Genomic DNA, 22,860 nt, shown 5'->3' with positions numbered 1-22,860 from the left:
GGACTCCCGGCCGATCAGTTCAGGTTTTCGTAGTCTTTGTTCTTCAGGCCATCATGGGTATGCCGCAACGGCAATTTGCCCTTCGGCTCTTTCTTGAAGAAGGACGAGGCCTGCGCGCCCATCGGGCCCTTCGAGATCGTGATCCCGCCATCCACCGCATAGAGGGCGCCCGTCACGTAGCTCGCCTCATCGGAGGCCAGGAAGCAGAACACGTTGGCCACCTCCTCGGCCGTGCCGCGCCGGCCCATCGGCGTCGCCTGCGTGATCATGCTCGTCAGTTCGCTGTCCATGGGACCGGTGGACGTATGGGTCCAGGCCGTGTCGATCGGACCGGGGCACACGCAATTGGCCCGGACCCCGTGGGCTGCCTGCTCGGCCGCAACGCCGCGAATAAACGAGTGAATGAAAGCCTTCGTGCCGCCGTACATGGTGTTTTTGGGCTGGCCGATCATGCCGGCCTCCGATCCCGTCGCCACGATGTTCCCATAGGTTTTCTGCAAGTGAGGCAGAGCGAACTTCGTCATGAGGAAAACGGAGCGCACGTTGGCGCGCAGGTTCTTGTCGAACTTGTCCACCGGGAAATCCTGCGTTTCGCCGACGACCAGGAACTGACCCGCATTATTGACCAGCACATCGATGCGGCCATACACGCTCACGCAAGCGTCGACCGCCTCCCGCGCGTTATGCTCCTCGGCGATATCTCCCAAGTAGACCTCCGCAAATCCGCCGGCTCCGTTGATGATGCGAGCCACGTCGTCGACCGGATCGTCCGGGAGGCCGACGAGAAGCAGACGCGCGCCCTCCTGGGCGAATTTCAGCGCGATGGCCTCACCGATGCCGGTGCCGGCACCCGTGACGATGGCGACCTTGTCGAAAAGGCGTCCAGGCATGAAAGATCTCCTTGAAAGGGTTGGGCCGTCTTCGAGATCGCGCCCGGACGGCTGCGGGCCGATTGTCTGCCTAACGGACCCGCATCCGGGCAGTTCCCCACAAAAGCCCGCGCGGAAGCTGGGCTTATGGCCACGGGCCGGAGCCGTTCGATCCGCCTCCCCCGCGCGGAAAGGCTCCAACGCCAGCGAGGTCGCCGAGCGTCAGGTCGTGCATCCGCGGCGCCTATCGGCCATCGCGACGACCCCGGCTGGCGGGTGCCCATCAGTCTCCCACGGCCTCATGGCCGACCCGGCCGGCCATCGAAAGGCCGGCGATGGCGGAGACCGGGCCGGCGACCAGCCCAAGGACGATCGTGGCCGTCCAGTTGAAGTTTGGCGTCGGATGAAACGCAGGCGAAGCGCCCGGGAACGTCACGATCGCTCCTCACCGCCAAGGCCAGACGCCTGCGAGTCCTCTGATCCAACCATCCTGTCATGTGGTCCAGGCACGTGACCGATGCACGGAGGGGTGCTATGCGGTTGACCATGCTCGAAGGACTTCACCCCAACCGCCCGACCCACGTCTTGCGCATCACCACGGACGAGAAGTCGGCCCGTGCCATGACGGATTTGATCGGCGAGATTTTCGACCCGGCCGAGACGGCCGTCGCGGCTTTCGAGACGGAGGATGGCGGACCGTGGCTATTGGAAGCCTATTTCGCGCGCGAGCCCGACCAGAAGGCCGTGCGCGACCTCATCCGTCCTGTCGTGGGCGCGGAGGCCGATAAGGGCGTTTTCCTGCCCCTGGAGCAGCAGGATTGGGTGAAGACGTCCCTGGAAGGTCTCAACCCCGTGCGGGCGGGGCGCATCCTTGTCCATGGCTCCCATGACCGGGATCAGCGCCGGACCAACGACCTCGCCATCGAGATCGAGGCGGCGCTCGCCTTCGGCACGGGCCATCACGGCACCACGAAGGGTTGCCTGCTCGCTTTCGTCGATGAGTTGAAGCTGCGCACGCCCCGGCACGTGCTCGATGTGGGCACCGGCACCGGCATTCTGGCCTTTGCGGCGGCCAAGACGCTCAAGCGCCCGATCGTGGCGGGCGACATCGACCCCGAGGCTGTGCGGGTTGCGCGGGAGAATGCGCGGCTCAACGGGATCGGGTCCTATCTGAAGCTGTATGTCGGTCCCGGGGTGCGCAACGAGGCCGCCGACCGTCCGGGGCACTTCGATCTGGTCTTCGCCAACATCCTGGCCAAGCCCCTGCGGATCCTGGCGCCCTCCTTGTCGCGGGTCGCGACGGCGGACGGAACGCTCATCCTGTCGGGGCTGCTGGGGCCGGACGTGCCCGGCGTGCTCTCGGCCTACGCGGCCCAGGGTTGGCAGTTGCGCCGCCGCTACGACCTGGAAGGCTGGGCGGCGCTCGTTCTGAAACGGGGCGGCACGAGCCTCCGCCCCTCCCGAGCCTGGTTCTAAAAGTCTTCCATGAAGCCGTAGCGCTTCACGGCCTCGCGGCGCATGGCGCGGGCCTCGTGGAACACGTCACGCCAGAACTTGACGGCTGCAATGATCATCATAGCGGTCTCCTGAGACTCAAACAGTGAACGGAAGGATCTCGCGATGGGAGAGGTTCACGCCATCGCCTCCGAGATCCCGGATGAGAGCGTCATGGCGGCGCATTTCCTGAGCGGCCGCTTCGACCCGGCTCGCGACCAGCGCGTTTACGAAACGCTTGATCCACGTCGGCAGGCGAAGGGTCGTCTCGGGGTTCTTGGTCGGGGCGGAAAGTACGAGCGTCGTCATCGTGTCAACTCCAACGCCGCGTCCGGGGCTTCGAGGGAAGGCTCAGCTTGGCGTTGATTGGAAGGTAAGCGTTCCTGACCTTTTCGAGGAGGTCCGGCTAAGCATGCGAGCCATGCATGAATTGCACTTTAGTCTAAATAATAGAGTAACAATCGGGCACCCTGTGCCAAAGGGGGTCGCAACCTGCTTCAACGTCGGGCAATCCGATCTTTTCGGTGCTGCCGTTGCGTCCTCCGGACCAGGGCCCTAGCGTACGCGCTCTTGTCACCATTTCCGATTCCGATGGCCCAGTTTCAGACATTCGACGACACGTCCTCCCCCGAGCAGGGACCCGAGCGCATCGCAAAGCTTCGCGCGGAGCTGATCCGCCGGGGCTTTTCCGGTTTCATCATTCCACGCGCCGACGAGCACCAGGGCGAGTACGTGCCCCGGAGCGCCGAACGGCTGGCTTGGCTTACGGGTTTCACGGGGTCGGCCGGCACTGCGGTCGTCCTGACCGACAAGGCCGCCCTCATCGTCGACGGCCGCTACACGGTTCAGGCCGCCGAGCAGGTCGACACCTCCGTGATCGCCCCGGTCCAGCTGGCCGAGAGCTCCGCCGAGGACTGGATCGCCGCCAATCTGACCCCTGGCGGCGTCCTCGCCTACGATCCCTGGCTCATGACCGACGACGGCCTGAAGCGCCTGGAGAAAGCCGTAGCCAAGGCGGGCGGGCAGTTGAGCCCGGTCGACATCAACCTCGTGGACGTGATCTGGATCGATCGCCCCGAACCGCCCCGCGCGCCCGTGCGCCCCCACCCGGCAGCCTTGTCCGGCGAGACCGCCAGCGAGAAGCTGGAGCGCATCCGCCAGAAGATGGCCGAGGGCAAGCTCGACGCGCTCGTGATCTCCGACCCTCACAACCTCGCCTGGGCTTTCAACCTGCGCGGTGGCGATGTGGGCCACACGCCCCTGCCCCTCGGGTACGCGATCCTGCCCAAGGAGGGCCCCGCCGGCCTGTTCTTCGACCCCGCCAAGATCACCAACGAGGCTGGCGCGGCGGTGGGAGACCTCGCGACCTTTGAGAACATCGCTACGTTCCAGCAGGCGCTGGAGGCTCTGGGCGAAACGGGCGGTAAGGTGCGCATCGACTCGGCCACCGGAGCCGTCGCCCTGGTTCGCAAGATCGAGGCCGCCGGTGGCACGGTGGATGTCGGCCCAGACCCGGTCTCCCTCATGAAGGCGGTGAAGAACGAGGCCGAGATCGCGGGCTCCCGGGCCGCGCATCTGCGTGATGCCGTCGCCATGGCCCGCTTTCTCGCCTGGCTCGACCGGGAGGCCCCCGGGGGGCAGCTCACGGAGATCGACGCCGTTGAAGCCCTGGAAGGGTTCCGGTCGGAATCCGGGGAGCTCAGGAACGTCTCGTTCCCGAGCATTTCAGGCGCCGGGCCCAATGCCGCCCTGCCCCATTACCGGGTCTCCTCGGGCAGCAATCGCCCCTTGGAGCCGAACCAGATCTTTCTCATCGATTCCGGCGCCCAGTACGAGGACGGGACCACCGACATCACTCGCACCGTCATCGTGGGCGAACCCACGCCCGAGATGAAGGACCAATTTACCCGGGTTCTGAAGGGCCACATCGCCATCGCGCTCGCGGTCTTCCCCAAGGGGACGACAGGCGCTCAGATCGACGCTTTCGCGCGCAAGCCCCTTTGGGAGGCCGGCCTCGATTTCGACCACGGCACCGGCCATGGAATCGGAAGCTACCTGTCCGTGCACGAAGGGCCGCAGCGGATCGCCAAAACCGGGCATACGCCCTTGGAGGCGGGCATGATGCTGTCCAACGAGCCGGGGTACTACAAGGTCGGCGCCTACGGCATCCGCATCGAGAACCTGATCCTCGTGGAGCCTCGCCCGATCCCCGGCGGCGACCGCGAGATGCTTGGGTTCGAGACGCTCACCTTCTCGCCCATCGACCTGCGGCTGGTGCAGTCCGACCTGATGACCGACGAGGAGCTGGCTTGGCTCAACGACTACCACGCTCAGGTGCGCGAGAAGCTGGCCGGTCAGCTCGATGCGGAGACGCAGGCGTGGCTCGACAAGGCAACCCGGGCAATCGGCTGACGGAACAGACCAAGCTGTCTATTCGTCGCCGGTCGGTTCGCAAACGACGATGAACGGAGTGCAACTCTGTGGGCAGGCATGTGGCCCACAGGTCTTGCCGTCGGTCGGGACGCAGCTCTGAGGGCATTCCTCCGGATCGGGATTGTCCGTGCCGTCAGGATTCTTCTCGCCGGGGTCCGTGTCCGGAGGCGAACTTCCGGGCATGCATGCCTTGGCGTGAATGCCGTTCTGCAACGACTGACGCGCTCGATAATCCTCCAGCTTCGGGAGCCACACGGACGTGTAGATCTCTTGCCGCATATCCTTGAGGCCCATGCCGCCGACGATCTCGGCGAGGCTCGCCTCGCGCACGTTGCCCACGGGCCAGTGGCGCGCCATCACGCACGGATAGGCGTCGCCATCGGGCGCGATGCAGAGTTTCCCCGACCAGCAATGGCCGCACAGGCCTTGCAGGTTGGCCTCCCGGTCGAGGATGTTCTGCCCGCGCCCGAATTCACGAACCTCCGAGTGCCGCACCTCGGGTACGCCCATATCCTTCAGGTAGCGTTTCGTGCGTACGATGGAGGGCGCTTCCTGGTCGAGCGCAATGACGGCGGCCCGCGTTTCGATCCCCTGGTCGATCAACCGCCTGAGGTTCGAGGTCGTGCGGGCGTGGCTTGTCCGGACCCCAGTGATTGCATCATGCTCGGCGGGCTCGGCCGAATAGACCGAGGTGGCGAAGTGAATGCCGTGTTCGGCGGAATAGCGGAGCGTCGTCTCATCGAGGTGGGTCAGGTTCGTGAAGACCTCGATGAACTCGAAGCCCATATCCACGGCGGCCTCGAGGATCCGGAAGAAGTCGCGGTTCAGCTGGGGCTCGCCGCCGATGAGCTGTACCTTCCGGCACCCGAGATCGAAGGCCTGTCGTAGGAGCGAAAGATAATCGTCGAGGGCGAGGATATCCCGATCGCCGGCGTGGGGATGCGAATCCGTGTAGCAATGGACGCATCTCAGATTGCAACGGTTCGTCAGTTCGAGCCAGAGAAAGTCGAGCCTGCCATGGATTCCGGGACCGGCGCCGGTCGCCGTCTGCTCCGCCGCACTCAACGCGCTCGCCATGGTCGCCCCCCGATGTTGTCGCTAAAGCCGGATGCTGAACCTCTTGCTTCTCACCAGGCACGGTCGTCCGCGGACCGTGCCCCACAACGCCAGATTAAGCGCGACGCGAGCGGCCACGAATAAAGTTTGAGTGCTCAGAGGGAAAATTTCTCAGGGCTGACTTTTGGCACCCGGCCATCCGCCGTCAAAGCACCTGACGCAGCACGACGACGGACGCTACGCCCACCGCAACGGTCGCGAGCAGCGGAAGTCGGGTCGCCGCAACGGCTGTGATGGCGGCTGCAAGGGCTTCCGCCCAACCGGTCGTCAGCGCGGTCGGCGCGATCACGGCGACGAGGACGGCGGGCGGAATCGCGTCGAACGCGGTTTTAGCCCGTCCGGACAGAACGAGTCGGTCCGCGATGAAGAGCCCTGCGATCCGCGTCGCATAGGTGACGATTGCCATGGCCAGGATGGCCAGAAAGGTCGTCGTATCTAGGCTCATGCGTCCGCCTCCTTGCCGGCCGCAGCATAAGCGGCGGCGATACCGGAGAGTGCACCAGCCGCGACATGCCAGGGTGCTCCGGCCACGAGATAGACCAGTGCCGCCACCCCGGCGCTCACGGCCACTGTCACGAGGTTGACCCGGCTCAGCCCGAACCCCGCCACGAGCCCGATGAACAGGGCCGTGAAGGCGAAGTCGGCCCCCAGGCGGCCGGGATCGCCGAGGAAGGAGCCCAGGATGGCCCCCAGGACGGTGCCTGACACCCATGTTAGGAAGAGGGTCCCTGACAGGGCACCCCAATAGGTGCCCGTAATGGGCCGGTCGAGGGCCCGCCGCTCGGACAGCGCCCAGCTCTCGTCGGTCAGGAAGGCGAAGCCGAAGAATTTCTGGGTTGTTGTGACTCTCATCTTCGGCCCCAGCGAGGCCGCCATGAGCACGTGGCGAGCGTTGATGAGCAGGGTCGAGAAGGCCAGGACCAGGATCGGCGCCGGATGAATCCATGTCTCGATGGCGGCGAATTGCGCGCCCCCGGCGAAGACGAGGGCCGACATCAGACCGACTTCCAGCGGAGACAGGCCCTTGCCCACCGCCACCGCCCCGAACAGGAGGCTGATGGGGATCGCCGCGACGGCCACTGGAAGGATGTCGCGCAGCGCAGCCCGCGCGTCATTTCCCTTAGAGGGGGTGTGAGGATTGACTTGGTCCATGATCTTGCTCTCTTCCGGCCTTGTTTGCCGGAAGACGCCGCAGCGGTCTTGGACAGAAGTGCTCTCAGGCGGCGCGATAGACCCCGGGCGTCACGCCCATTCGGGCCTTGAAGACCCGGTTCAGGTGGCTCTGATCGAAGAACCCGCACGACAGGGCCACGTCCCCTGGGGGATCCCCCCTCCCCAGGAGGCGGCTCGCGCGGCGGAACCTTCGGTCGGTCAGGTAGGCATGGGGCGCGAGACCCGTCTCCTTCTGGAAAGCCCGGATGAAATGGCTGCGGGACAGGCCGGCGATCCCGGCCAGCACGCACAGCTCGATGTCGTCGCCCAGATGCGCCTCGATATAATCCCGAGCCCGGCCGATCCCGCGGTGCCCTTCGGGGGCCGAGGACGGCCCGTCCATGTCGCCCCAGCGGGCAACGAGGCGGGCGAGGAAGTCCACCAACCGCGTATCCTGCTCCATCTCCGTCACCCAGCCCTCGGCGGCGCCCAGACTGGCATGGAGCCTGGTCAGCGCGGTCATGAGGCTCGGATCCTGCAGGACCGAGACGGCGAACCAGGGAGGACGGGACAGGGGCCGGCCGGTGATGTCCTCGGCGATCTCGTGCATGAGCGCCGCGGACGGATAGATGGTCCGGTATTCGAAGCTGTCCCCGTGCGGCTCGCCGTCATGGACCTCGTCCGGACAGACCACCGCGATCGAGCCGGTTTCGGCATAATGCTGCTCGCCCCGGTGAAAGAACGTCTCGCAGCCGCCCGTGATGCCCGCGATGGCATAGGTCTCGTGGCTGTGGCGCGCATAGGCATGCCGCCGGAAGGTGGCGCGAAGGCAATCCAGGCCATGGTGCCTCTGCACCCGCCAGAAATGCGTGACGTCCCCCGCCTCCCGGTGGGTCGGATCGAGGGTGAACTCCGGACTGACCAAGGTCATGCGAACAGTATGACGCGTTTCGGGTTGCAAGTCTTGGACGGAATTGCCTCGCGGGGCAGCCTCAGCGCCGCCCGATGAGTTCGAACCAACCGTCCTCGGTCAGGACTTTGACGTCGAACTCCTCGGCTTTCTTGAGCTTGGAACCGGCGCCCGGTCCGGCCACCACCAGGTCCGTTTTCTTGGATACGGATCCAGCCACCTTGGCGCCGAGCCGCTCCGCCATGGCCTTGGCCTCCTCGCGGGTCATCTGCTCGAGGGAGCCCGTGAAGACCACGATCTTGCCGGCGACGGGCGAATCCGAGGCAGCCGCTTCGATGGGTTCGAGGGTGACCTCCTTGAGAAGGGCATCGAGCATGTCCTCGTTGTGCCGCTCCTTGAAGAACTCCACCACGGCGTCGGCCACGACCTTGCCGATGCCACCGATGGAGGTGAGTTCCGCATAGGCCTCGGAGCCATGGTCCTGTGCCGCCAGCGCCGTTTCCCGAAGGGCTTCGAAGGTGCCGAAATGGCGAGCCAAAAGGCGGGCGGACGTCTCGCCGATATGCGGGATTCCCAGCGCGAAGATAAAACGGTTGAGAGATACGTTACGCCGCTCTGCGATGGCCGCGAACAGGTTGCGGGTGCTCGTGGCTCCCCATCCCTCCCGGTTCTCAAGCCGCTGAAGGCTGCGAGCGTTGCGCGTTTCCAGAGTGAAGATGTCCTGCGGGCGCTGGATCATACCCTCCGCGTAGAATTCCTCGATGCGCTGCTCGCCGAGACCCTCGATATCGAAGGCGTTGCGGGAGACGAAATGCTTCAGCCGCTCGCGGGCCTGAGCCGGACAGATGAGCCCGCCCGTGCAGCGGCGCACGGAATCTTCCTTGCCGGTGCGGGGATTGACCTCGCGCACCGCATGACTGCCGCAAGCGGGGCAGACCGTCGGGAAAATATACGGGTGCGCATCTCCCGGGCGCTTGTCGAGAACCACATCGATGACCTTCGGGATCACGTCGCCCGCGCGCAAGATGACCACCGTATCGCCGACGCGAATATCGGCGCCGTTACGGATGCTCTCGCCGTTGCCCCCGATGCCCTTGATATAATCTTCGTTGTGGAGCGTGGCGTTCGACACCACCACGCCGCCCACCGTCACGGGCTTCAGCTTGGCGATGGGGTTGAGGGAGCCGGTCCGGCCCACATTGATCTCGATGTCCTCCACGACCGTCACCGCTTCCTGGGCGGGGAACTTGTGGGCCAACGCCCAGCGCGGCGAACGAGACACGAAGCCCAGGCGCTCCTGAAGGTTGAGGTCATTCACCTTGTAGACGACGCCGTCGATGTCGTAGCCCAGATTGGCCCGGTCGGTCTCGATGGCGTGGTAGTGCTCCAGCATCTCGTCCACGGACGCGCACAGGCGCGTGAGCGGGTTGGTCTTGAGGCCGAAGGAGCGGAAGCAAGCGATCATGCCCTCCTGCGTGCCGGACGGCATCGCGCTCATCTGCCCCCATGCATAGGCGAAAAAGCGCAATGGGCGCGTGGCCGTGATGGCCGAGTCGAGCTGGCGCAGGCTGCCGGCGGCGGCATTGCGCGGATTGGCGAAGACGGGCTTTCCGGCCGCGAGCTGGCGATCGTTGATGGCGGCGAAATCCTCGTGGGACAGATAGACCTCGCCCCGCACCTCGCAGACCTCCGGGATGCCCTTGCCCTTCAGTACGTGCGGGATGTCCTTGACGGTTCGGGCATTGGCCGTGACGTCCTCCCCGACGGCGCCGTCGCCGCGCGTGGCGGCCGAGACAAGGCGGCCGCCTTCGTAACGGAGGCTCAGCGAAAGGCCGTCGATCTTGGGCTCCGCCACGAAGAGGAGAGGCATCTCGGGCTTGAGCTGAAGAAAGCGCCGGATGCGGGCGACGAAATCCTGCACTTCCTCATCCGAGAACCCATTCGCCAACGAGAGCATCGGCACGCTGTGCCTGATCTTGGCGAACTTCTCGGAAACCTTGGATCCGACTTTTCGGGTTAGGCTCTCGGCGGTCTTGAGTTCCGGGTATTGGGCTTCCAGGGCCTCATAGCGCTTGCGCAGGGCGTCGTATTCCGCGTCCGAGACGGCCGGAGCGTCCTCCTGGTAATAGCGTCGATCGTGCTCGGCGATCTCCGCCCCGAGGGTGTCGTGCTCGGCTCTGGCCTCAATGGGGTCCAGTTCGTCGACGGGTTTCGGGGCGTTCTGGGAAGCGGGCATGGGCGACTCGGACGAAGGGTTCGCCGGCACCATAGCGCCCAAAACATCACCGGTCAGTTGACGCGGCCTATCGGGCGGCCTCCAGCAGGCGAGCCGCGGCCGCCCGGGCCTCCTCGGTGATGGTGGCGCCGGCCAGCATGCGGGCGATCTCCTCGCGGCGTGGCTGGTCCGCCAGGGGCAAGACCCGTGTCGCGACCCGGTCCGACCCTTTCACACCCTCCTTGGCGATGAGGAAATGGCTCGACGCCTGAGCGGCGACCTGGGGCGCGTGGGTGACGGCCATGACCTGCACCCGCTTGGCCAGGCGCGCGAGCCGCTGGCCGATGGCATCCGCCACCGCGCCGCCCACACCCGTGTCGATCTCGTCGAAGACCAGGGTCGGGGCCGAGCCCTTGTCGGCGAGTACGACCTTGAGGGCCAGCATGAAGCGGGAGAGCTCGCCGCCGGACGCGACCTTCATCAGGGGCCCGGCCTTCGTGCCTGGATTGGTCTGGGCCCAGAATTCGACCCGCTCGAACCCGCTCGCGTCGCGGCTGGTTTCGTCGGACTGGATCTCCGTGATGAACCGCGCTCGCTCCAGCTTGAGAGGCGGCAGCTCGGCCTGAACGGCCGCATCCAACGCGGCAGCCGCCTTACGGCGCCCCTTGGTCAAGGTGCCCGCCGCCTTGACGTAGGTCGCATCGGCCGCCTTGAGAGTCTTCTCGAGCGCGGCCAGCTGCTCTTCGCCGGCATCGATGGCGGCAACGTCGGCCACGAAGCGCTCCCGCAGGGCGGCGAGATCGTCGGCGGCGACGTCGTATTTGCGGGCGGCTGCCCGAAGAGCGAACAGGCGCTCCTCGGTCTGCTCCAGCTCGCGGGGGTCGTACTCCGTAGCCCGAAGAGCCTCCTCAAGCGCCATGCGCGCCTCCTCGATGGCAACGAGGGCTCCGTCGAGGGCGGCGACGCTGGGATCCACGAGTTTCGGCGCTTGGGCGCTGCGGCGCTCGAGCTTGCGAACGGCGGACGCCAGAACGGTCACCGGCGACGACGAGCCCGCGATGGCGTCGAAGGCCTCGTTCAAGTCCTGCGCCACCTTCTCGGATTGCATCATGACGATGCGTCGCTCGGCGAGCGCGGCCTCCTCGCCCGGCTGGGGCGCCAGGGTCGCAAGCTCCTCCACGGCGTGGCGCAGGAAGTCCGCTTCCTTGCGAGCCTTGGCGATTCGGTCCTTGTGGCCCTGAAGATGGGATCTGGCGTCGCGCACGCTCCTGGCGGCTTCGGCGACGGCGCGAACTTCGGTCTGCAGGCCCCCGAAGGCGTCGAGGATCGTCCGGTGCGTCACCGGATCGACCAGAGCGCGGTCGTCGTGTTGGCCATGGATTTCGACGAGTGCCGCGCCGATCGACTTCAGGACCTGGACGCTCACGGGTTGATCGTTCACGAAGGCGCGGGTCCGCCCGTCCGCCACCTGCACGCGGCGGAGGATCAGGTCGCCTTCGGTATCGATATCGGCCTGATGAGCGATGCGCCGGGCGGGATGATCAACGGGACAGTCGAAGACGGCCGTGACCTGTCCCTGCGCTTCCCCGTGTCGGACGAGGCTTCCGTCGCCTCGTCCGCCCAGAGCCAACGCAAAGGCATCGAGCAGGATGGACTTACCGGCGCCGGTCTCACCCGTGAGGACGCTAAGGCCCTCGTGGAAATGAAGCTCAAGCTTATCGATAAGGACGATGTCGCGGATCGCCAGCTGGATCAGCATGAGGTGTGAGGCTTACCCCGTTTTCTGGGTTACCTGAGGAACGCCGCGGAACGCCTTGCTGATCCAGGACCCCGAATCCTCACGTGGCTCGACGCCACCCTTCTGGAGGAGGGCATAGGCGTCCTTGTACCACGGGCTGTTCGGGAAATTGTGCCCGAGCACGGCTGCCGCCGTCTGCGCCTCGTTCACGATGCCCATCGCCATATAGGCTTCCGTCAGACGCTCCAGGGCCTCTTCCACGTGGCGGGTGGTCTGGTACTGACCCACCACCGTGCGGAAGCGGTTGATGGCGCCGGAATAGTTGCGCTTTTGCAGGTAGAAGCGGCCGATCTCGACTTCCTTGCCGGCGAGCTGGTCGCGGGCGACCTGCAGCTTCTGCTTCGCGTCGTTAGCGTATTCGGATCGCGGATAACGCTCCACGAGCTCCGCCAGCGCCAGCATGGCGCGCTCGGAGGCTTCCTGATCGCGGGTGATGTCCGGGATCTGGCCGTAATAGGACGAAGCCAGCAGGTACTGGGCGTAAGCCGCATCCGAGGTGGTCGGATATTGCTGGAGATAGCGCTTCGAGGCCACGATGGCGTCGTCGTAGAGACCGCCCTCGTAGTTCGCATAGGCCGTCATGATGAGCGCCTTGCGGGACCATTCCGAGGCCGGATACTGCTTCTCGAGCGCGCTGAACTTCTTTGCCGCGCCCTCGTAGTCGCTTTTCTGAATGCGGGCGAGGCCGTCGTTGTAGAGCTGGTCGCCAGGGACCTCGGCCACGATGGTGGGCTTATAGGTCTCGCTCTTGTCGAAGGGATTGATCGACGACAAGGTATCGCAGCCCGCCAGAACGATGCCACAGGCACCGATCGCGACCGCGCGAACAGCAACGCTTCTCATGTCAGAATATGCCTTCGCGAAAGACATGCCTCGCGGCCCTCCGAAAAATTCCATGTCCATCATATAATGATGCACTCAAGGCTCTTTAACCTTGCTGGCGCAAAGAGCCAAGCCCATCCTGCCGGCTTTCGCCCAACCAGCTGGGGAGAGAGGCCCAAAATGATGCGGCCAAACCGCGCTTGCGGGTTCGAATGCCTCCTGGCAAACGAAAAAGCCCTCAAGCCGTTTGAACCGGCTCGAAGGCTATCTTGCAACCTTAACCTTAAGGAAGGCTTATGGCGCCGAGGCGACGGCGCCAGAGCGGGTCAGTGAACGTCCTGGGCAAAGGCCGGCATGGCGATCCCACTGCCCAGCTCGGCGTAACCCGTGTCGCGGCGTGGGGCGCCATCCACGATGGTGTAGTTGGCACGGTTCGCGAACAGGGCCTCGAGAACCAGGAAGTTCATCCGGTGTCCCCCGCAATAGGAGCGATAGGCGCCCTGGATCGGCAGCCCGCCGAGGGATAAGTCGCCCACCGCGTCGAGAATCTTGTGACGCACGAACTCGTCGGCGTAGCGCAGGCCCTCAGGGTTCAGGACGCCGTCGTCACCGATGGCCACCGTGTTTTCGAGGGACGCGCCCAGGGCGAAACCGGCGCCCCAGAGCTTTTCCACGTCGCGCATGAAGCCGAAGGTGCGGGCGCGGGAGATTTCCTTGCGGAACACCTGGGGCGTGAGATCGATGGCCTTGCGCTGGCGGCCAATCACCGGAGTGGGGAAATCGATCTCCACGTCGAGCTTGAAGCCACGCTCGTTGGGAAGAAGCTCGGCGAAGGCCTTACCCTGCGTCACACGGACCGGCTTCAGAACCTTCAGGTAGCGGCGGGAGGCGCCGAGGCTGACGAGGCCCACCGAGTCGATCGCGTCGATGAAAGGAGCGGAGCTGCCGTCCAGGATCGGGACCTCGGGGCCGTCGATCTCGACGAGGACGTTGTCCACGCCGAGGCCGGCCAGGGCCGCCATCAGGTGCTCGATGGTCGCCACTGCGCCGCTCTCGCGGTCGCCGATGACGGTGCAGAGCTCGGTCGCGGTCACGGCCAGGTGGCGGGCGTCGATCAGGCGGTCGTGGCCGCCGGCCAGGTTCGTCCGCAGGAAGGCAATGCCATGGTTCGCTTCCGCCGGGTGGAGGATCAACCTCACCTCGTCGCCCGAATGCACGCCGATCCCGGAGAGGGTGGCGGCTGCGCGGAGCGTTGTCTGATGGCTATGCTTCATTACTCGGAACCTCAACCCACCCTGCCCGGAAGTCGGATGCCGACCATTTCGGATAAGGGCGATGGCCTTTTTCGATAGAGGGAAACTAGTGCCTCGGCCTGTCCAATCCAAATCACGCTTTCTTACGATCTGTAACAAGCTGAAAGAATTGTAAACGATTGATATTGCGGCGTTTTCAAAAACAAAATCCCCGGCCGCGCGGCGGCCGGGGATCGAAGCGTAACAGAATCGGCCGGGAGTTGCCGCGAGGTTAGTTGGCCTGGCGGCGCAGGAACGCCGGAATCTCCAGCTGATCGTCCTCCGACTGCCGGGGCGCCGGCGCCATGCGTCCCTGGTCCAGCTGACCCTGGGCCGGGTGGGCCTGCGGGACGGGCTGACGCCGGGCGTACTGGGCATGAACGGAGGCGGCGGACGGCCGAGCTTCGGGCTGGCGCTGGGCCGGAGCCTCGACCGGAGCCGGAGCGGCATCCTCCCGGCGGCCGAAGCCGACGGTGGTCAGGCGCTGGAGCAGGGACATGCGCTTGGAGTCATGAACCGGCTGCTCGCCTTGCATGGCGCGGATCTGGTTCTGGGCCGGAACCGGCAGCTCGTCGATGCGCGGCATCCGGGCGGGCCGGACGGCGCGGTCCGCCTGGGGCGGTATGAAGGCGGCCTGCGGCAGCTCCTCGTGATAGGCGGGCGCCTGCGGAGCGGGCGCCTCGTAGGCCACAGCCTGCTTCGGCGCGGACGGGGTCAGGACCACGTCGTCACGGACCAGAGCCTGCTGCATCGACTCGGCCCGGGGAGCCTCGACGGCCGCCATGGCATGGTGCAGGGGGGCAGCATGGACCGGTGCGTGCACCGGAGCGGGCTGGACGATCTGCTGGGCTACCGGCTCGGGCTGAGTGGCGGCGCGAAAGGTGGGCACCGCCTGTGTCTGGGAGACCCGGGCCCGGGCCTCGGCGCGCAGGCGCTCGGCGACCTCGGCGATTCGCTGCTCGGTGGAGGACAGCTCGCCGCCATTGGCGATGAGGGCCTGATCGATGCCGGTGGCGACCACCGACACGCGGATGATGCCTTCCAGGGTCTCATCGAAGGTAGCGCCCAGGATGATGTTGGCGTCCTGGTCCACTTCCTCGCGGATTCGAGTGGCGGCTTCGTCGAGCTCGTAGAGGGTGAGGTCGTTGCCGCCCGTGATGGAGATCAGCAGGCCGCGGGCGCCCTTCATGGAGACGTCGTCCAGGAGCGGGTTGGCGATGGCGGCTTCGGCGGCCCGGATGGCGCGCTTCTCGCCGGAGGCCTCGCCCGTGCCCATCATGGCCTTGCCCATGCCGCGCATGACGGAGCGCACGTCGGCGAAGTCGAGGTTGATGAGACCTTCCTTCACCATCAGGTCGGTGATGCAGGCCACGCCCGAGTAAAGCACTTGGTCAGCCATCGCGAAGGCGTCCGCGAACGTCGTCTTCTCGGTGGCGACGCGGAAAAGGTTCTGGTTCGGGATGACGATGAGCGTATCGACCGATTGCTGCAGGTCTGCGATGCCGGCCTCGGCCAGCTTCATGCGGCGCACGCCCTCGAACTGGAACGGCTTCGTGACGACGCCGACAGTCAGTATACCGAGTTCGCGAGCCGCGCGGGCCACCACCGGAGCCGCACCCGTGCCGGTGCCGCCGCCCATGCCGGCCGTGATGAACACCATGTGCGAGCCGGCGAGCTGGTCGCGGATCTCGTCGATCACCTCTTCGGCGGCGGCACGGCCGACTTCCGGCTGCGAGCCCGCGCCGAGGCCTTCCGTCACCTGGATGCCCATCTGGATGACGCGCTGGGCCTTCGAGGAGGTGAGCGCCTGGGCATCGGTGTTCGAGACCACGAACTCCACGCCTTCCAGGCCACACTCGATCATGTTGTTCACAGCGTTGCCGCCAGCGCCGCCGACGCCGAAGACCGTGATGTGGGGCTTGAGTTCCCGGATGTCCGGAGCTTGCAGATTGATCGCCATTGTTGCCTCTTGGCCTCTTTTATCGAAAGCGCCTGGCCGACGCTTGATCCTTGGTTGATTTGAACTCAACGGTGGCCGCCGCTCCACCGCTTACGCATTAGAAACTCTCGCGAATCCAGCGGCCCACCCGTGAGAAGTAGCCGTCGGTTCCCGTACCCTGAAACAAGCCGTTGGAGCGCGGCTCGAAATACTCGATCTGAGCGACCTGCGGGTAGACCAGCAAGCCGACCACTGCCGAGAAGGCCGGCCCCTTGGCGGCTTCCGGCAAACCCTTGATGCCGAGCGGACGCCCGACGCGCACCTGCCCCTGCAGGATGCGCCGTGCCGTCTCGGGCAGGCCGACGAGCTGGCTCGCGCCGCCCGTCAGAACGACGCGCCGCCCGGCCTGCGCCGCAAATCCCGCGCTCCGCAAACGGTCGCGCACGAGTTCGAGAATCTCCTCCACGCGCGGCTTGATGATCCGCACGAGATGAGATTTCGGCAGGTGATTGGGGATGTCGCGCTCATCCTCGTCGACCTGCGGGACCGCGATCATGTCGCGGTCGTCGGAGCTCGACGAAATGGCCGAGCCGTAAAGCGTCTTAAGACGCTCCGCGGCTGAAACGCGGGTCGTGAGACCCCGCGCGATGTCCATGGTGACATGGTATCCGCCGACCGCGATAGCATCGGTGTGAACCAGATGTCCATTGGCGAATACGCCGACGCTCGTGGTGCCGCCACCCATGTCGACGACCGCGCATCCCATGTCGGCTTCATCGTCGACGAGAGCCGAGAGACCTGACGCGTAAGGCGTCGAGATCACGGCTTCGACTCCCAGATGGCAGCGCTCGACGGCGAGCATCAGGTTGCGCGCGGCCGCGGCTTCGGTCGTAACCACGTGCAGATCCACGCCGAGCTTCTCGCCGATCATGCCTGCCGGCTCGACGATGTTGTGCTGGCTGTCCAGCGAAAACCCGGTCGGCAGGGCATGCAGAACGGCGCGGTTGCGGCGCAGGTCATGGTTGGATGCGGCATCGAGCACGCGGTGCACGTCGCTTGCTCCGACTGCGCCGCGCACGGGCACATGGGCTTCGAAATGCTCCGATCCCAGACGGCCGCCCGTGAGGTTCACGATCACGGACTGGATCTCGACCTTCGCCATGCGTTCGGCCGCATGCACCGCCTGGCGGATCGACGCCTCGGCGGCTTCGAGGTCGACGATGACGCCGCCCTTGAGGCCGACGGAGCGCTGGTGTCCGATCCCGAGGATGCGCGCCAGATGGGTGCGGCCGCGCAGGGATTCGATCTCGTCCACCGGCTTGAGCTCGGCGACAACGCACACGACCTTGCTGGTGCCGATGTCCAGGACGGACAGGATGGCACTCTTGCGCGCGGATAGCGGCTTCAGGCGCGGTGTTAGACCATGACCTGAGACACTCATGTATCAATCCCCTTGCCGCGCATCGGTTTCTTCTTCATCGCGTCGGCGCGTGCCGACGCAGCCTCTTCGGTCAGGCGCACGACCACCCTGTCGGGCATCCGCAGGTCGATCGCCAGAACGTCCTTTTCGAGAATCTTCTGCTCGCGCTCGAGGACCGCCAGGCGCGCCACGGCTTCCTTGGCGCCGAGTTCCGGCAGGCGCACGTCCATGCCGTTGTCCATCTTGAGAGTCCACCGGCGTCCGGCCACCAGCGAGCCGGCGCGGATGCGGGCCTTCAGGGGGCCTGCGGCTTCGAGGAGCGCGAGATATTCCTTGGTGCGGGCATTGGCGTGGTCGCCCACCACGAAAGGCAGGTCCACGAGCCGCTCGTCCTGCATCAGGTCGATCACGGTCCCGTCCTGCGCGATGATGAACAACTCGCCGTCATGCTGCCAGATCGCGTAGGGCTCGCGCTCCGTCAGGGTGATCGTGAGTTCGTTCGGATAGAGTTTGCGCACGGAAGCGCTTTTGACCATCGGCACGTTCTCGAGCCGCTGGCGCACGTCGCCCACATCGAGGAAAGCCAGCGAGACCTTGTCGTTGAGGCCCGCTGCGTTGAGGACCTCGGCCTCCTTCATCTGGGAGATGCCGGAGATCGTAACCTTCTCCAGGCCGAGGCCGACGACGCGAGCGAGCGCGTGATGGGGCTCGCCGTGCTGCTGGATGAAATCGTCGAGATGGCCGCCCTGCCAGAGACCCACGAAGGTCACGGCGCTGAAGAACCCGAGGGTCAGGCCCGTGCCGAGGAAACGGGGCAAGCGACGCGCCAGGGGCACCGAGACCGAATCACGGCGCCCGCGGGTCGACAGGCCGAAAAAGTTGAGAGCCTTGGAGTGATAGGCCCGCTTGCGGGCGGGACGCGCAACTGCGACGTCGGCCTGATAGGCCGTCATCTGTTGCAGGTAGCGTCCTCCACCATCCATTGCACAAGCTCGCCAAACGTATAGCCCGCATGGGCTGCCAGTTCTGGCACCAAGCTCGTCTCGGTCATGCCGGGTTGGGTGTTAACCTCCAGGACGACGAGATCTCCCGTCCCCCCGGGGGTATCGTCGTACCGAAGATCGGCACGGCTGATTCCCCGACAGCCGAGCGCTTGATGCGCCGTTAACGCCAACTCTTGGACCTTTTGGTAAATATTCGGTTTAATTTCTGCCGGAAGGACATGAATGGAGCCTCCCTTGGCGTACTTTGCGTCATAATCGTAGAACACCCCCGTGGCGGGGCGGATATCGATGACCCCGAGCGCCCTGTCGCCCATGACGGCGCAGGTCAGTTCCCGGCCCGCAACATATGATTCCACAAGGACTTGCTCGCCGAAGGCCCAATCCTCGCGCAGCAGTTCCTGCGGCGGGTGCGAACGGTCCTCCCGGACGATGATGACGCCTTTGGACGAGCCCTCGTTCACGGGTTTGATGACGTAGGGGGCCGGCAGCACGTGGCTCTTGGCCGCTTCCGATCTGTTAACCACCACGCCGTTGGGCACGGAAACGCCCGCCGCCTTCATGATCACCTTCGCCCGGTCCTTCTGCATGGCGAGCGCGGAGGCCAGAACGCCCGAATGGGTGTACGGAATCCTTAACAGCTCCAGCAGTCCCTGGATCGTTCCGTCCTCGCCGATCGGTCCGTGAAGGCCGTTGAAGACCACATCGGGCGCCACGGCCTGGAGAACGGTGGCGATGTCGGGCTGAACGTCGATGGGCGTGACCTTGTAGCCCTGCTCTTCCAACGCTTTCCAGCAGGCACGACCGGACGCCAGGCTCACTTCCCGTTCCGCCGACCAGCCGCCATAGAGAACCGCGACGTGTTTGGCCATGTTTTCAGCTCCGATCGGATGCGGGACGGCAATGGGCCATCCAAGGTGCGGCGATGATGCCGCGAAGCGTTAAAGAAGGCCTTAAGCCCTTCCCACTCTTTTAATTTCCCACTCCAATTCGACACCCGTCGTCTCGCGGACGCGGCGCCGGACCTCCTCGCCGAGACGCTCGATTTCGGTGGCGGTGGCCGTCCCGTGGTTGATGAGGAAGTTGCAGTGCAGTTCGGAAACCTGGGCATCGCCGATTCGCAAGCCGCGGCAGCCTGCCTGATCCACGAGCAGCCAAGCTTTCCGGCCGGGCGGGTTCTTGAAGGTCGAGCCGCCCGTCCGGGTATTCACCGGCTGGGTGGACGAACGGGCCTCGGTAATGGCGTTCATCTCGGCCAGGATCGCAGCGGGATCGCCCGGTTCTCCCGCGAGCAGGGCCTGCGTGAAGACGACGTCGTCCGGAATGTCGCAGTGGCGGTAGGTGAAGCCCATTTCGGCATTGGTATAAACGACGGGTTCGCCAGTGCGCCGCACGCCCCTCGCCTCCACGAGCACGTCCTTCGTCTCCCCGCCATAGGCGCCGCCATTCATGCGAAGCGCGCCTCCGATGGCGCCGGGAATGCCGCGCAGGAAGGACAGGCCGGCGATCCCGGCCTCCGCCGCCGCGCGGGCGACCTTCACGTCGGGGGCGCCGGCCCCGGCGCGAATGCGATGGCCGGGCTCGACCGTTACCTCGGCGAAGGCTTTGCCGAGACGGATCACAACGCCTTCCCATCCGCCGTCGCGAATCAGCAGGTTCGAGCCGAGGCCGACGACGAGGACCGGGATCTCCGGAGACAGCCTCGCAAGGAAGTACGAGAGATCGCCTTCGTCGGCCGGCGTGTAGAGGGCCTGGGCCGGACCGCCGGTGCGAAACCACGAGAGCGGCACCGTCGAAGCATTGGCCTCCAGGGAGCCGCGCAGGTCGGGCATGGAAGCCTTCAGGCCAGGCAGGATGTCCGGAAACATCACGCCGCCTTGTCGCCCAGCGCCTCGAGTTCGCCTGGCAGCGCGTAGGCCCATTGGGTGATGTTGCCCGCGCCGAGACAGAGCACGTAATCGCCGGGCTTCGCGATGCCCTTGATCATTCCGGCGAGATCCTCGGACTTCTCCAGCGCCATGGCGTTGCGGTGGCCTCGCGCCTTGAGGCCGGACACGAGGCCGTCGCGGTCGGCGCCGGGAACCGGCTGCTCGCCCGCCGCATAAACCGGCGCGACGATCACCGAGTCGGCGTCGTTGAAGCAGGTGCAGAACTGATCGAACAGCGAATGCAGGCGCGTGTAGCGATGCGGCTGCACGACCGCGATGACCTGTCCGTCCGTCGCCGCGCGAGCGGCTTTCAGAACGGCCGCGATCTCGACGGGGTGATGGCCGTAATCGTCGAAGACCGTCACGCCGTTCCACTCGCCCGTGCGCGTGAAGCGCCGCTTGACACCGCCAAACCCAGCAAGCGCCTTGCGGATCGCATCCGGGGAGACGCCGAGTTCATGGGCTACCGCGATGGCCGCTGTGGCATTGAGGGCGTTGTGCGCGCCCGGCATGGGCAGGACGAGATCTTCCAGCTCGAGCCGGAAGCCCGGACGCCGGTCGCGGATCATCACGCGGAACTTGGTTTGCCCGCCGCGCGGATCGACATCCATGATGCGCACATCGGCTTGCGGGTTCTCGCCGTAGGTGATGATGCGGCGGTCCTCGATGCGGCCCACGAGGTCCTGGACGGTCGGATGATCAATGCACATGACCGCGAAGCCGTAGAACGGGATCGAGTTGATGAAGGAGTGAAAGGCATCCTTGATCGCGTCGAACGTTCCGAAATGATCGAGATGCTCGGCATCGATATTGGTGACGATGGCAACGTCAGCGGGGAGCTTAAGGAACGTTCCGTCCGATTCGTCCGCCTCCACCACCATCCACTGGCCGTCGCCCATGCGGGCATTCGTGCCGTAGGCGTTGATGATGCCGCCGTTGATCACCGTCGGATCGAGCCCGCCCGCATCGAGCAGGGTTGCCACGAGAGAGGTCGTCGTGGTCTTGCCGTGGGTTCCGGCAACCGCCACGCAGGACTTGAACCGCATCAGCTCGGCCAGCATCTCGGCCCGGCGGACCACCGGCAGGCGCCGCTCGCGGGCGGCGGCCAGTTCCGGGTTGTCGCGTTTGATGGCGGTGGAGACCACCACGATCTCGGCCTGGTCCACGTTCTCGGCCTTGTGGCCGATGAAGGTCTTGATGCCCTTCTCCTCGAGCCGCTTGACGTTGTAGTTGTCGGCGGCGTCCGAGCCCTGCACCGTGTAGCCGAGATTGTGCATCACCTCAGCGATGCCGGACATGCCGATGCCCCCGATTCCGATGAAGTGGATGGGTCCGAGCTTCGGAGGCAGTTTCATGCTTTGGTTCCATTCTTGTAGGTGGAGGCCAGCTTCAGGACAGCCTGGGCCAGACGCTGCGCGGCATCGGTGATGCCGGCGCTCTTGGCGGCGGAAGCGGCGCGTGTCAAACGCTCAGGGGTGCCGAAGAGATCCTGGATCTCCCGGGCGAGGCGCTCAGGGGTAAACTCGGCTTGTGGAAGAACGATGGCAGCCCCGATCTCCTCCAGGGTCCTGGCATTGGCCGCCTGATCCTGGTCGAGGGAGCCCGGCAGCGGCACGAGGATGGAGGGCCGCCCGATCACGGAGAGTTCGGCCACCGTCGAGGCCCCCGAGCGCGACACGACGAGGTGGGAATCCGCGATCCGCTGCGGCAGGTCCTTGAAAAAGGGCTCGACTTCACATGCGACATGCAGGCCGCGATAGATCGCCCGGACCCGGTCCAGATCCTCCATGCGCGCTTGCTGGCACACCATCACACGCGACCGGACCTCATCCGGCAGCATCTGGATGGACGCGGGCACCACATCGCTCATCACCCGCGCGCCCTGGCTTCCCCCGAAGGCGAGAAGCCGGATCGGGCCGCCCTGCGACAGGTTCGGGTAGGCGGTCGCTGCCGCCGTCATGACCATCGGGCGGATGGGGTTTCCCGTGTGGCTAACCTCGCCCCGGACACCCTCCGGGATTCCCTTCGTGACCGTGAAGCCCGTCGCGATCAGGGACGCGCGTCGGGCGAGCAGCCTGTTGGCGCGGCCCAGAACGCCGTTGGCCTCGTGGATGGCTGTCGGAATGCCGAGCAGCGAGGCCGCGATCACCGGCGGAACCGTCGGATATCCTCCAAATCCCACCACGACGGCGGGTCTCAGCCGCCGGAGGACCGGAACGGCCTGCGCCGTACCCTTCGCCAGCAATAGCCCGGCCTTGGCCATCTGCGGTATGGAGCGTCCCGACGGCGTCGCGGACGGGATCTCGATGATTTCCTCGGCCGGAAACGAGCCCGCATAGGCGTTGGCCCGCTTATCCGTGACGAGCGCGACCCGGGCCCCTACGTCTTTCAAGGCATTGGCCAGCGCCTCGGCCGGAAAAAGATGGCCGCCGGTGCCGCCGGCCGTGAGGAGGATCAAGGGAGCGGTCATC

Annotated in this window: 20 protein-coding genes; 2 read left to right on the top strand and 18 right to left on the bottom strand. The window is 65.7% G+C overall.

What is annotated here, in order from left to right; all coding sequences use genetic code 11:
• Positions 1-14: 14 nt before the first annotated feature.
• Together ILT42_RS18090 and ILT42_RS18085 are read right to left on the bottom strand one after the other, a co-directional pair.
• Positions 15-890 carry an SDR family NAD(P)-dependent oxidoreductase gene (locus ILT42_RS18090; protein ID WP_204217175.1) on the bottom strand — a complete coding sequence of 292 codons (876 nt, stop codon included), beginning with the start codon at positions 888-890 and terminating at the stop codon, positions 15-17.
• A gap of 262 nt (positions 891-1,152) precedes the next feature.
• Complete coding sequence (locus ILT42_RS18085; protein WP_204217174.1) at positions 1,153-1,305, bottom strand: hypothetical protein; 153 nt, start codon at positions 1,303-1,305, stop codon at positions 1,153-1,155.
• Positions 1,306-1,415: 110 nt separating this feature from the next.
• Here ILT42_RS18085 and ILT42_RS18080 point away from each other — a divergent pair, with 110 nt between their 5' ends.
• Complete coding sequence (locus tag ILT42_RS18080) at positions 1,416-2,345, top strand: 50S ribosomal protein L11 methyltransferase (RefSeq protein WP_229428764.1); 930 nt, start codon at positions 1,416-1,418, stop codon at positions 2,343-2,345.
• A 117-nt stretch (positions 2,346-2,462) separates the two neighbouring features.
• On the opposite strand, the gene ILT42_RS18075 is transcribed toward ILT42_RS18080, so the two are convergent.
• A complete protein-coding gene (locus ILT42_RS18075; RefSeq protein ID WP_204217172.1) occupies positions 2,463-2,672 on the bottom strand; it encodes a hypothetical protein in 210 nt (69 codons plus the stop codon).
• A 282-nt stretch (positions 2,673-2,954) separates the two neighbouring features.
• On the opposite strand from ILT42_RS18075, the gene ILT42_RS18070 reads away from it, so the two are divergent.
• Positions 2,955-4,775 carry an aminopeptidase P family protein gene (locus ILT42_RS18070; protein WP_204217171.1) on the top strand — a complete coding sequence of 607 codons (1,821 nt, stop codon included), beginning with the start codon at positions 2,955-2,957 and terminating at the stop codon, positions 4,773-4,775.
• 18 nt (positions 4,776-4,793) lie between these two features.
• Here ILT42_RS18070 and ILT42_RS18065 read toward each other — a convergent pair whose 3' ends face one another.
• From ILT42_RS18065 to murG, 15 genes are all read right to left on the bottom strand, one after another.
• Complete coding sequence (locus ILT42_RS18065) at positions 4,794-5,873, bottom strand: radical SAM protein (protein ID WP_204217170.1); 1,080 nt, start codon at positions 5,871-5,873, stop codon at positions 4,794-4,796.
• A gap of 184 nt (positions 5,874-6,057) precedes the next feature.
• The gene (locus ILT42_RS18060) at positions 6,058-6,357 is read right to left on the bottom strand and encodes an AzlD family protein (RefSeq protein ID WP_204217169.1); all 300 of its coding nucleotides are present in this window, start codon (positions 6,355-6,357) and stop codon (positions 6,058-6,060) included.
• A complete protein-coding gene (locus ILT42_RS18055) occupies positions 6,354-7,064 on the bottom strand; it encodes an AzlC family ABC transporter permease (RefSeq protein WP_204217168.1) in 711 nt (236 codons plus the stop codon). The genes ILT42_RS18060 and ILT42_RS18055 overlap by 4 nt, the downstream gene beginning before the upstream one ends.
• 64 nt (positions 7,065-7,128) lie before the next feature.
• A complete protein-coding gene (locus tag ILT42_RS18050) occupies positions 7,129-7,995 on the bottom strand; it encodes an AraC family transcriptional regulator (RefSeq protein ID WP_204217167.1) in 867 nt (288 codons plus the stop codon).
• 61 nt (positions 7,996-8,056) lie between these two features.
• Positions 8,057-10,210 carry an NAD-dependent DNA ligase LigA gene (gene ligA / locus ILT42_RS18045; protein ID WP_204217166.1) on the bottom strand — a complete coding sequence of 718 codons (2,154 nt, stop codon included), beginning with the start codon at positions 10,208-10,210 and terminating at the stop codon, positions 8,057-8,059.
• A 67-nt stretch (positions 10,211-10,277) separates the two neighbouring features.
• A complete protein-coding gene (recN, locus tag ILT42_RS18040; RefSeq protein ID WP_204217165.1) occupies positions 10,278-11,948 on the bottom strand; it encodes a DNA repair protein RecN in 1,671 nt (556 codons plus the stop codon).
• 12 nt (positions 11,949-11,960) lie between these two features.
• Positions 11,961-12,830, bottom strand: a complete 870-nt coding sequence (locus ILT42_RS18035; protein ID WP_204217164.1) for an outer membrane protein assembly factor BamD — start codon at positions 12,828-12,830, stop codon at positions 11,961-11,963.
• A 305-nt stretch (positions 12,831-13,135) separates the two neighbouring features.
• A complete protein-coding gene (lpxC, locus tag ILT42_RS18030) occupies positions 13,136-14,083 on the bottom strand; it encodes a UDP-3-O-acyl-N-acetylglucosamine deacetylase (RefSeq protein WP_204217163.1) in 948 nt (315 codons plus the stop codon).
• A gap of 250 nt (positions 14,084-14,333) precedes the next feature.
• A complete protein-coding gene (ftsZ, locus tag ILT42_RS18025; RefSeq protein WP_204217162.1) occupies positions 14,334-16,061 on the bottom strand; it encodes a cell division protein FtsZ in 1,728 nt (575 codons plus the stop codon).
• 97 nt (positions 16,062-16,158) lie between these two features.
• Positions 16,159-17,481, bottom strand: coding sequence for a cell division protein FtsA (gene ftsA, locus ILT42_RS18020; RefSeq protein WP_204217161.1), 1,323 nt, complete (start codon positions 17,479-17,481; stop codon positions 16,159-16,161).
• Positions 17,478-18,443 carry a cell division protein FtsQ/DivIB gene (locus tag ILT42_RS18015; protein ID WP_204217160.1) on the bottom strand — a complete coding sequence of 322 codons (966 nt, stop codon included), beginning with the start codon at positions 18,441-18,443 and terminating at the stop codon, positions 17,478-17,480. The genes ftsA and ILT42_RS18015 overlap by 4 nt, the downstream gene beginning before the upstream one ends.
• The gene (locus ILT42_RS18010) at positions 18,410-19,333 is read right to left on the bottom strand and encodes a D-alanine--D-alanine ligase (RefSeq protein WP_204217159.1); all 924 of its coding nucleotides are present in this window, start codon (positions 19,331-19,333) and stop codon (positions 18,410-18,412) included. The genes ILT42_RS18015 and ILT42_RS18010 overlap by 34 nt, the downstream gene beginning before the upstream one ends.
• A gap of 81 nt (positions 19,334-19,414) precedes the next feature.
• Positions 19,415-20,332, bottom strand: coding sequence for a UDP-N-acetylmuramate dehydrogenase (gene murB / locus ILT42_RS18005; RefSeq protein WP_324617750.1), 918 nt, complete (start codon positions 20,330-20,332; stop codon positions 19,415-19,417).
• The gene (gene murC, locus ILT42_RS18000; protein ID WP_204217157.1) at positions 20,329-21,744 is read right to left on the bottom strand and encodes a UDP-N-acetylmuramate--L-alanine ligase; all 1,416 of its coding nucleotides are present in this window, start codon (positions 21,742-21,744) and stop codon (positions 20,329-20,331) included. Before murC ends, murB begins: the two co-directional genes overlap by 4 nt.
• Positions 21,741-22,859, bottom strand: a complete 1,119-nt coding sequence (gene murG, locus ILT42_RS17995) for an undecaprenyldiphospho-muramoylpentapeptide beta-N-acetylglucosaminyltransferase (RefSeq protein ID WP_204217156.1) — start codon at positions 22,857-22,859, stop codon at positions 21,741-21,743. Before murG ends, murC begins: the two co-directional genes overlap by 4 nt.
• Position 22,860 lies beyond the last annotated feature (1 nt).

The sequence above is a fragment of the Microvirga pudoricolor genome (assembly GCF_016892705.1).
Classification (GTDB): domain Bacteria; phylum Pseudomonadota; class Alphaproteobacteria; order Rhizobiales; family Beijerinckiaceae; genus Microvirga; species Microvirga pudoricolor.
The sequence above is the reverse complement of the archived record's forward strand: the minus strand, read 5'-3'. Positions and strand labels throughout refer to the sequence as shown.